This is a genomic window from Aeromonas schubertii, from assembly GCF_000820105.1.
Lineage (GTDB): Bacteria > Pseudomonadota > Gammaproteobacteria > Enterobacterales > Aeromonadaceae > Aeromonas > Aeromonas schubertii.
The window spans coordinates 21,532-30,290 of sequence record NZ_CDDB01000069.1; the positions used below are offsets into that span (position 1 = coordinate 21,532).

The 8,759-nt window shown below is 61.7% G+C and carries 7 protein-coding genes, 1 tRNA gene and 1 rRNA gene; 3 read left to right on the forward strand and 6 right to left on the reverse strand.

The annotated features are described in order from the left end of the window. Positions 1-10: 10 nt before the first annotated feature. From thiB to thiQ, 3 genes are read left to right on the forward strand one after another with little or no spacing between them, the layout of a single operon-like run. Positions 11-973, forward strand: a complete 963-nt coding sequence (gene thiB / locus BN1133_RS14380; RefSeq protein WP_082178017.1) for a thiamine ABC transporter substrate binding subunit — start codon at positions 11-13, stop codon at positions 971-973. After that, positions 973-2,568: a thiamine/thiamine pyrophosphate ABC transporter permease gene (gene thiP / locus BN1133_RS14385; protein ID WP_050667185.1), complete on the forward strand. Its 1,596-nt coding sequence runs from the start codon at positions 973-975 to the stop codon at positions 2,566-2,568. Before thiB ends, thiP begins: the two co-directional genes overlap by 1 nt. Next, positions 2,555-3,256: a thiamine ABC transporter ATP-binding protein gene (thiQ, locus tag BN1133_RS14390; protein ID WP_050667186.1), complete on the forward strand. Its 702-nt coding sequence runs from the start codon at positions 2,555-2,557 to the stop codon at positions 3,254-3,256. Before thiP ends, thiQ begins: the two co-directional genes overlap by 14 nt. Positions 3,257-3,307: 51 nt before the next feature. Here the strand turns inward: thiQ and BN1133_RS14395 are convergent, their stop codons facing one another. From BN1133_RS14395 to rrf, 6 genes are all read right to left on the reverse strand, one after another. Then, positions 3,308-4,678 carry a PhoH family protein gene (locus BN1133_RS14395; RefSeq protein WP_050667187.1) on the reverse strand — a complete coding sequence of 457 codons (1,371 nt, stop codon included), beginning with the start codon at positions 4,676-4,678 and terminating at the stop codon, positions 3,308-3,310. A 147-nt stretch (positions 4,679-4,825) separates the two neighbouring features. Continuing rightward, positions 4,826-5,452 carry a TSCPD domain-containing protein gene (locus BN1133_RS14400; protein WP_050667188.1) on the reverse strand — a complete coding sequence of 209 codons (627 nt, stop codon included), beginning with the start codon at positions 5,450-5,452 and terminating at the stop codon, positions 4,826-4,828. Positions 5,453-5,462: 10 nt separating this feature from the next. After that, the gene (locus tag BN1133_RS14405; RefSeq protein ID WP_050667189.1) at positions 5,463-7,583 is read right to left on the reverse strand and encodes an adenosylcobalamin-dependent ribonucleoside-diphosphate reductase; all 2,121 of its coding nucleotides are present in this window, start codon (positions 7,581-7,583) and stop codon (positions 5,463-5,465) included. A 135-nt stretch (positions 7,584-7,718) separates the two neighbouring features. Beyond that, complete coding sequence (locus tag BN1133_RS14410; RefSeq protein ID WP_050667190.1) at positions 7,719-8,162, reverse strand: early set domain-containing protein; 444 nt, start codon at positions 8,160-8,162, stop codon at positions 7,719-7,721. 387 nt (positions 8,163-8,549) lie between these two features. Next, positions 8,550-8,626: transfer RNA gene (locus tag BN1133_RS14415), tRNA-Asp, on the reverse strand. A 30-nt stretch (positions 8,627-8,656) separates the two neighbouring features. Beyond that, positions 8,657-8,759, reverse strand: a 5S ribosomal RNA gene (gene rrf / locus BN1133_RS14420); the annotation flags it as partial.

Below are 8,759 nucleotides of genomic sequence, written 5' to 3' on the forward strand. Positions count from 1 at the left end.
TCGTTCTGCCCTGGCCACCCTGGCCCTGATCTCGAGCCCGCTCATGGCCGAGACCCTGACCGTCTATACCTACGATTCCTTCACCGCCGACTGGGGACCGGGTCCCAAGATCAAGCAGGCCTTCGAGAAGGAGTGCGGCTGTACCCTCAACTTTGTGGCGCTGGAAGACGGAGTCGCCATCCTCAACCGGCTGCGTCTGGAAGGGAAACACGGCAAGGCAGACCTGGTGCTGGGACTCGACGATGGGCTCATCGGCGAGGCTCGCCAGAGTGGCCTGTTTGCTCCTCACCAGACCGATCTCGCCCCGCTGACCCTGCCGGGCGGCTGGCAGGATGACACCTTCCTCCCCTACGACTACGGCTGGTTTGCCTTCGTCTATGACGGCAGCAAGCTCAAGAACCCGCCAACCAGCATGAAGGCCCTGCTCGAGCGCGATGATCTCAAGGTGATCTACCAGGATCCGCGCACCTCCACTCCGGGCCAGGGGCTGATGCTCTGGATGAAGTCCCTCTATGGGGATGAGGCCGCCAGCCAGTGGCAGAAGCTGGCCGCCAAGACGGTCACCGTCACCAAGGGATGGTCCGAAGCCTATGGCATGTTCCTCAAGGGAGAGGCGGATATGGTGCTCTCTTACACCAGCTCCCCGGCCTATCACCGCATCGCCGAGAACCAGCAGCAATACCACGCGGCCATGTTCGACGAGGGGCACTACCGCCAGGTCGAAGTGGTGGCCCGGCTCACCGGCAGCCAACATCCTGAACTGGCCCAGCGTTTCCTCAACTTCGTGCTGACGCCGGCCTTTCAGGAGGCAGTGGCCACCGGCAACTGGATGTACCCGGTGACCCAGGCCACCCTGCCAGGGCCCTTCGCCACCCTGCCTACCCCGGCCAAAACCCTCAGCATAGCCCCGGCCAGGGTGGCCGAAGAGCGCAAGGGGTGGATCCGTGAGTGGCTGCAGGCCGTCACCCGCTGATGCGTTCGCTCTGGTGGCTGCCGGGGAGCCTCTCCGGCAGTCTGATCCTGCTGCTTGGCTTGGCCCCTCTCGGGGCCCTCTTGTGGCAGGCGGGGGAACTGACCCCCCTGGCGCTGTTGCAAGACCCCTATCTGCGCCATGTGCTGATCTTCAGCCTGAGTCAGGCCGCCCTCTCCACCGTGCTCAGCCTGGGGCTGGCCATTCCCCTGGCCCGCGCCCTGTCGCGCCGCCACTTTCCGGGGCGACGCCTGCTCATCAAGCTGTTCGGCCTCTCCCTGGTGCTACCGGTCATCATCGCCATCTTCGGCATCGTCACGGTGCACGGCCAGCAAGGCTGGGTCGCCTGGCTGCTGCGGCACGCCGGCATCGAGGTGGGCAACTACCTCTACGGTCTCACCGGCATACTGCTGGCTCACGTCTTCTTCAACATGCCCCTGGCGGCGCGTCTGCTGCTGCAGGCCATCGAGGGGATCCCTGACTCGAGCTGGCGACTGGCCAGCCAGCTGGGACTGAACTCGGGCCAGCTGTTTCGGGTGCTGGAGTGGCCCGTGATGCGCAGTCACCTGCCGGGGCTTGCCAGCCTCATCTTCATGCTCTGCTTCACCAGCTTCACGACCGTGCTGGCCCTGGGGGGTGGCCCCAAGTCGACCACCCTGGAGGTAGCCATCTATCAGGCCCTGCGCCTCGACTTCGATCTGGCCACGGCGGGCTCCCTGGCCCTGCTACAACTGATCCTGAGCGGCCTCATCCTGTGGGGTCAGCACAAGCTGCAACGCTCGACCCCGAGCCGGATAGCACCGGACCGCCGGGCCGAGCGCCCGGATCGACACCACTGGCAGACCCGGCTCTGGGACGCCCTGATCCTCACCCTGGCCATCGGGATCTTTTTGCCCCCCTTGCTCGCCATCACAGGCGCCGGATTGACCCCTGATCTGCTGACGGCGCTCGCCAGCGAGCGCCTCTGGCAGGCGACGGCTCTCTCCCTGCAGATCGCCTTGCTGGCCGGCCTGCTGGCGCTGCTGTTAGGGGGAGGCCTGCTACTCACCGGCCGCCACCTGAGGCTGCGTCGTCGGGAACGGCGCCATGCCGCCCTGTGGGAGGCGAGCGGTTCACTGATTCTGATGCTGCCGGCCGTGGTGATGAGTACAGGTCTCTTCATTCTCTTCATGCCCTGGGTCGATGTCTTCGCCATTGCGCCCTGGCTGGTGATCCTGGTCAATGCCCTGATGGCACTCCCCTACGTGATCCGCACCCTGTCCGGCCCCATGCAGCTGGTAGCCCGCCAGTACGATCGCCTGGGCGACAGCCTGGGCGTGCTCGGCTGGCAGCGCCTGCGACTCATCGAGTGGCCCCTGCTGCGCCGCCCGCTGGCTCTGGCCCTGGCCTTGGCCATGACCCTCTCCCTCGGGGATCTCGGCGCCATCGCCCTGTTTGGCAGCAGTGAGCTGGCGACCCTGCCCTGGCTGCTCTATCAGCAGCTCGGCAGCTATCAGCTGGGGCCGGCCGCCGCCACGGCCCTGCTGCTGCTGCTCCTGTGCCTGGCCCTGTTTGTGCTGACCGAGCGTATGCTTGGAGGTAAAGATGCTCATTCTTGACAACCTGACGGCTCGCTACCCGGACTGGAGCGTCACCTTCTCCACCCGGATCGAGTGCGGGGAGATAGTCGCCCTGACAGGGCGCAGCGGCGCCGGCAAGTCGACCCTGCTCGGCATGCTGGCGGGCTTTGTGCCCGTCACCGCCGGACGGCTCACCTTCTCCGGCCGCGACCTCTTGCCCCTGACACCGGCCGAACGTCCCCTCACCACCCTGTTTCAGGATCACAACCTGTTCCTGCACCTGACGGTGCACGACAACATCGCCATCGGCCTGCACCCGGGTCTGCGCCTGAGTCATGAGCAGCGAGAGCAGGTCACCCGGGCCGCCGCACGGGTGGGGCTGGAATCCATGCTGGATCGCCTGCCCGAGCAGCTCTCCGGTGGCCAGCAGCAACGGGTCGCCCTGGCCCGCGCTCTGGTGCGAGATCGCCCCCTGTTGCTGCTCGACGAGCCCTTCTCGGCGCTGGACCCGGCCCTGCGCCGGGAGATGCTGGATGAGGTGACCCTGCTGGCGCGCAGCCGCGCCACGACCGTGTTGATGGTCACTCACCACCCGGAAGATGCTGCGCTCATCGCCGACCGGCTACTCTTCGTCGATGAGGGGCGCATCGCCTTCGACGGTACGCCACAAGCCCTGGCCAATCCCCCCCTGCCGGCCCTGGCCGCCTATCTGGGCAAGCGCCCATAGAGAAAGGGGAGCCCGGGCTCCCCTTCTCGCTTACCGCCAACTGGCAGCGGTTTACAGGTTCTCTTCGGCGAAGGAGGCGAGGCGACTTCGCACCACGCCGTTGAGATAGACGTTGGCACTCCCCTCGAAGTCCTTGAATCGCTCCACTATGTAGGTGAGACCCGAGGTGACTGGACTGAGGTAGCTCGAGTCGATCTGCGCCAGGTTGCCCGAGCAGACGATCTTGGTCCCCTCGCCACAACGGGTGATGATGGTCTTGATCTGGGAGGCGGTCAGGTTCTGGCACTCGTCCAGTAGCACGAAGGTGTTCTGGATGCTGCGCCCACGCATGAAGTTGACCGATTTGAACTGGATATTGGCCTTCTCCATGATGTAGCTGAGCGACCCGCTCATGTTCTCGTCCTGCTTGTGCAGCACCTCCAGGGTATCCGTGATGGCCGCCAGCCAGGGCATCATCTTCTCTTCCTCGGTGCCGGGCAGGAAGCCGATGCTCTCGGCGATCTCGGGGGTATTACGGGTGACGATGATCTTGTCGTAGATCCCCTTCTCGATGACCAGCTCGAGGGCTGCCGCCATCGCCAGCAGGGTCTTGCCGCAGCCGGCAGGCCCGGTCAGGATCACCAGATCGATATGGGGATCGAGCAGGGCGTCGAGGGCCATGCCCTGATAGACGTTCTTGGGGTGCACTCCCCACGCCTTGCGCGACATCAGGCGGTCACGGCTGATATCCCGCAGACGAACCTTGCCCCCCTCATGGCTCAATACCCGGGCCGCGAAGAATTGCTCCTCATCGATGAGATACTGATTCACATGCACCGGTTCGAGCAGCCCCTCGTCGATGACGTGTACCGTCTCTCGGCCATGGGTCTCGCTGTCGCACTCTCCGACCCGCTCCCAGAAGCTGCCGGGCACTTCCTGAAAGCCCTTGGCCAGCAGGCGGATATCATCGATCAACTGGTCGCTGCGATAGTCCTCCACATGAGCCAGGCCCGCCCCCTTGGCCTTGAGGCGCATGTTGATGTCCTTGGTCACCAACACAACCTGGCGCTTGTGCTCATGTTTTTGCAGGTAGAGAGCCGCATTGATGATGCGGTTGTCTGCCTCCTTGTTGGTGAAGAGCTCTTCATCCTGCGGCAGATGGTGATCGCTGAAGATAGAGATACACCCCGTCGCCTCTCCCGCCAGTGCCACCCCTTGGGCGATCTGTTCGGGTGTGGCACTGCGGAATACATCCTCCAGCGCCCGGATGGCGACCCGGGCATCCCGGCTGACATCCTTGTGGCGATCCTTGATGTTGTCGAGCTCTTCGAGCACCGTCATAGGGATGAGCACGTCGTGCTCTTTGAAGGAGTAGATAGAGAGGGGTTCGTGCAAGAGTACGTTGGTGTCCAGGATAAACAGCTTCCGGTCGGTGTTATCCATAAGCATCCTCCTTGGCCAAGAGGCCATGCGGTATAGTCCAGATGACATTCAAACCACACCGGCATGACACTTCTATTACCCTTCACGCTACGCCCGATTTAACCAGGGCGCAACATGCCAACGTTCAAGCGTTCAATTAATACCCATTCAGCCACACTTGGAGTCGCCGCAATTGAGGCAGGTCATGCAGCCATCCTGCAGAACGACGGCCCTGTAGTGGCACTTGGGGCAGAGGCTGGCCGAGGCGGGAAAGCCAGCACTTTCATCATAGTTTTCAGCCAGATATGCCTTCTTAGCCGAGTCCATCTCGGGAGCCGCCAGCATACCGATCTCGATCAGATGGGTTTCGATCACATTGCCAATACCGGCGATCAGGGAGGGAACGTAGCGCCCGTGATCCCAGTATCCCCCCTTGGGATCGAAGACACTGCGCAGCTCTTCAACCAGAAAAGTCACATCACCCCCCTTGCGAAAAACCGCCGAGATGATGCGGGTGAGAGCCACGATCCACTGATGATGCTCGAGGCTCTTGGTGTTGATGAAGATCTCGAAGGGGCGCCTGACCTCATGCTCGCTCCCTTCGTTGAGCACCATGTCGTTGATGGTGATAAAGAGGGAGTGCTCGCAGACGTGTTGCGGGGTCTTGAGCTTGTAGGTGGTGCCCGTCAGGCGTTCGGGGCGCACCACCGTCTCGTGCATCTGGATCGGTGGCGCCTCACCCTCTGGAGCTACCAGCCGATAGGCCACTATCTTGCTGTCGATCTTTCTTGCCATCCAGCCCCCCTTAAAGCTTGCCGTAATAGCCCTCCTTGAGGGCATCAAACAGGTTGGCCGCCGTATGCAGCTCACCGTCGTACTCGATCTCCTCGTTACCCTGGGCGGTGACCCGCGAGCCATCCTCCAGAGTGAATTCATAACGGGTCGCGGCAAGATCCTTCTCGCGCACCAAGACGCCCTGAAAGGCCTCTGGATTAAAACGGAAGGTGGTACACCCCTTGAGCCCGGCCCCCACCGCATCGAGATAGATCGCCTTGAAGGCATCGAAGGGGTAATCCGTCGGCACATTGGCCGTCTTGGAGATGGAGGAGTCGACCCAGCGCTGGGCGGCAGCTTGCATCCCTATATGCTGAGCCGGCGTTACCTGCTCGGCCGTCACAAACCAGTCGGGCAGACCTGATTCGGGTGTGGCATTCGAATCGACCAGAACACGGTAAGCCATGAGCTCAAAGGAGTAGACATCGACGCTCTCCTTGCTCTTGCGCCCGGGCCGGATCAGGTTGCGCCGGTAGTGATGGGCGAAACTCGGCTCTATGCCATTGCTGGCGTTGTTGGCAAGGGACAGGGAGATGGTGCCCGTCGGCGCTATGCTACTGTGGTGGGTAAAACGCCCTCCCACCCTCGCCAGTTCATCGACGAGCTCGGGCTCCACACCGGCCAGCTGCTGCATGTAGCGACTGTAGCGAGCGTGCAGCACCTTTCCCTTCACCCTGTCCCCCACCTTGAACCCATCGCCGGCCATCTCGGGACGCAGCCGTAACATCGCAGCCGTCACCTCAAACTCCTCCTCCATCACGGGAGCCGGCCCCTTCTCTTTGGCCAGGACCAACGCCGTCTTCCATCCGGTGACGGCCAGTACCCGGGCCATTCGCTCGGTAAAGGCGATGGCATCGGAAGAACCATAAGCCAGCCGCAGCAGCGCCAGGGCCGACCCCAGACCGAGGAACCCCATGCCATGGCGCCGCTTGCGCCTAAGCTCTTCGCGCTGCTCGTGCAGCGGCAAACCGCTAATCTCCACCACGTTATCGAGCATACGGGTAAATAGTTCGACCACGCGGGTAAAACGCGCCCAGTCGAAGCGGGCATGACCCCCAAGTGGATCCAGTACGAAGCCGGTGAGGTTGATAGAGCCCAACAGGCAGGCCCCGTAGGGAGGGAGAGGCTGCTCTCCACACGGGTTGGTCGCCCGAATGGACTCACAGAACCAGTTGTTGTTCATCTCATTGACCCGATCGATCAGGATGAAGCCCGGCTCTCCATAGTCATAGGTGGAGGTCATGATGAGATCCCACAGGCGGCGGGCAGGCAGGGTCCGGTAGATTCGGCAAGCCACCTCCCCCTGTTCGTTACGGATCCCCTCCCCCGTTGGCCAGTCGGTCCACACCACCCGAGTGCTATCATCCAAAGCCACCCCCTCACTCTTGAGCTGAGACTCAGACCAGGGGAAGATCAGCGCCCACTCTCGCTCCTCACGAACCGCATCGATAAAAGCCCCGGTGATCAACAAGGAGAGGTTGAACTGGCGCAGGCGCCCATCCTCACGCTTGGCCCGGATGAAATCGAGCACATCGGGATGCCGCACATCCATCACTCCCATCTGGGCTCCACGTCGACCACCTGCCGAGGAGATGGTCGAGCACATCTTGTCGAAGATATCCATAAACGAGAGGGGGCCCGAGGTCGCGGCACCGGCACCCGCAACGGGGGCGCCCTTGGGCCTCAGGGTCGAGAAATCATAACCGATGCCGCAGCCAGCCTTGAGCGTAAGGCCGGCTTCCCGCACCTTGGTCAGGATGTCATCCATCGAATCGGCAATGGTGCCGGAGACGGTGCAGTTGATGGTCGACGTAGCGGGCTTATAGACCAGCGCATCGGCATTGGAGAGGATCCGCCCTGCGGGTATGGCCCCTTGCCGCAGCGCCCAGAGAAACTCGGGATACCAGCGCTCACTCTCCTTCTCTTGGCTCGCCAGAGAGCGGGCCACCCGCTTCAGGGTATCGTCCGGGGCCTCGTCGAGTGGCGAACCGCTACCATTGTGCAGACAATATTTGCTGCGCCAGATCTCGAGAGAGGTGGGCTGTAGTGGTAGCACCAGCGGGCCATTATCGGTTCGAAACCGGGTTGTCATACACGCCTCAACACTATATGTTGTGCCAACAATAAAAACATAACACAAAATGATGGAGTGTCCGGGGTATGCATCACATCCATAAAAGCAAACCCCCGACACAATGGCCGGGGGCTTTCAAGTCATCTGCCGCGTTTAGGGCTTCTTGACGTAGACGGTGGGCTGCTCACCATTGAGGTCGAGATAGAACTCGTAGACGCCGTCGGCATCAGGAGAGAACTTCATATCCTCATACTTGGAGCAGGGGTTGGCAGGCACCGGGGCCCCACCCAGGGTCGCGACGCCATCGCTCGGGCTGGCATAACCGTAGTTGGTACCACAGCTCCAGTTGGCATCGGCAAACTTGAACTTATAGGGCGCCCACTCCTTTTTCAGGGTTCCCTTGGCCATGTAGATCTTGTCACTCACCTTGACGATCTTGCTCTCATCCAGAGCCTGCCAGTCATTCATCTCCCCACGCAGGAAGACTGCCTTGCCACCAAAGTCACCCGCATCAGCAGCCTGATCACCATTAGATGCGCAGCCGCCCAATACCAGGGTTCCCGCCGCCAGTATCATCGTTACTGTTTTTTTGAACATCTGTCCTTTCCTCGGATCCTAATTGTTGTTCCTGCCGCCCATATAGCGGTCATGCTATTTAAGCAGAGCCACGTAGAAGAGAAGGTTAGCGGGGTCACACTCCCTCAACCTCATTACGGCAGAACAAAAAAGAAACCGATTTCAAGGTACAGCCATCACCAATGGAGCCCGTAGAGCCGGTGATCGAGAACAGAGTAAACCAGGAAAATAGGGGCGGTTCGGTGTGAGTGACTGTGCGCCAGCGGCTGATGCAGAGGCAGAGGCAGAGGCAGAGGCAGAGGCAGAGGGTACCGCCCGACCCCCTTCAGCAGGCCGGCGACACCACTGCTCCATAACTGTTGAGCATAAAGAAAAAGCCCAGTCTCTCGACTGGGCTTCTCTATTCAGTGGCGGAGCGGACGGGACTCGAACCCGCGACCCCCGGCGTGACAGGCCGGTATTCTAACCGACTGAACTACCGCTCCGCATTCGGTTAGCATATTGCTAAATTGGGTGCCTGGCAGTGTCCTACTCTCGCATGGCATCTGCCACACTACCATCGGCGCTACGGCGTTTCACTTCTGTGTTCGGCAAGGGAACAGGTGGTTCCACCGCGCT

What these genes read in the sequence shown, in the direction of transcription:
- thiP (WP_050667185.1), top strand. Translation starts at nt 973, where the DNA reads ATGCGTTCGCTCTGGTGGCTGCCGGGGAGCCTCTCCGGCAGTCTGATC.
- thiQ (WP_050667186.1), top strand. Translation starts at nt 2,555, where the DNA reads ATGCTCATTCTTGACAACCTGACGGCTCGCTACCCGGACTGGAGCGTC.
- BN1133_RS14395 (WP_050667187.1), bottom strand. Translation starts at nt 4,678, where the DNA reads ATGGATAACACCGACCGGAAGCTGTTTATCCTGGACACCAACGTACTC.
- BN1133_RS14400 (WP_050667188.1), bottom strand. Translation starts at nt 5,452, where the DNA reads ATGGCAAGAAAGATCGACAGCAAGATAGTGGCCTATCGGCTGGTAGCT.
- BN1133_RS14405 (WP_050667189.1), bottom strand. Translation starts at nt 7,583, where the DNA reads ATGACAACCCGGTTTCGAACCGATAATGGCCCGCTGGTGCTACCACTA.
- BN1133_RS14410 (WP_050667190.1), bottom strand. Translation starts at nt 8,162, where the DNA reads ATGTTCAAAAAAACAGTAACGATGATACTGGCGGCGGGAACCCTGGTA.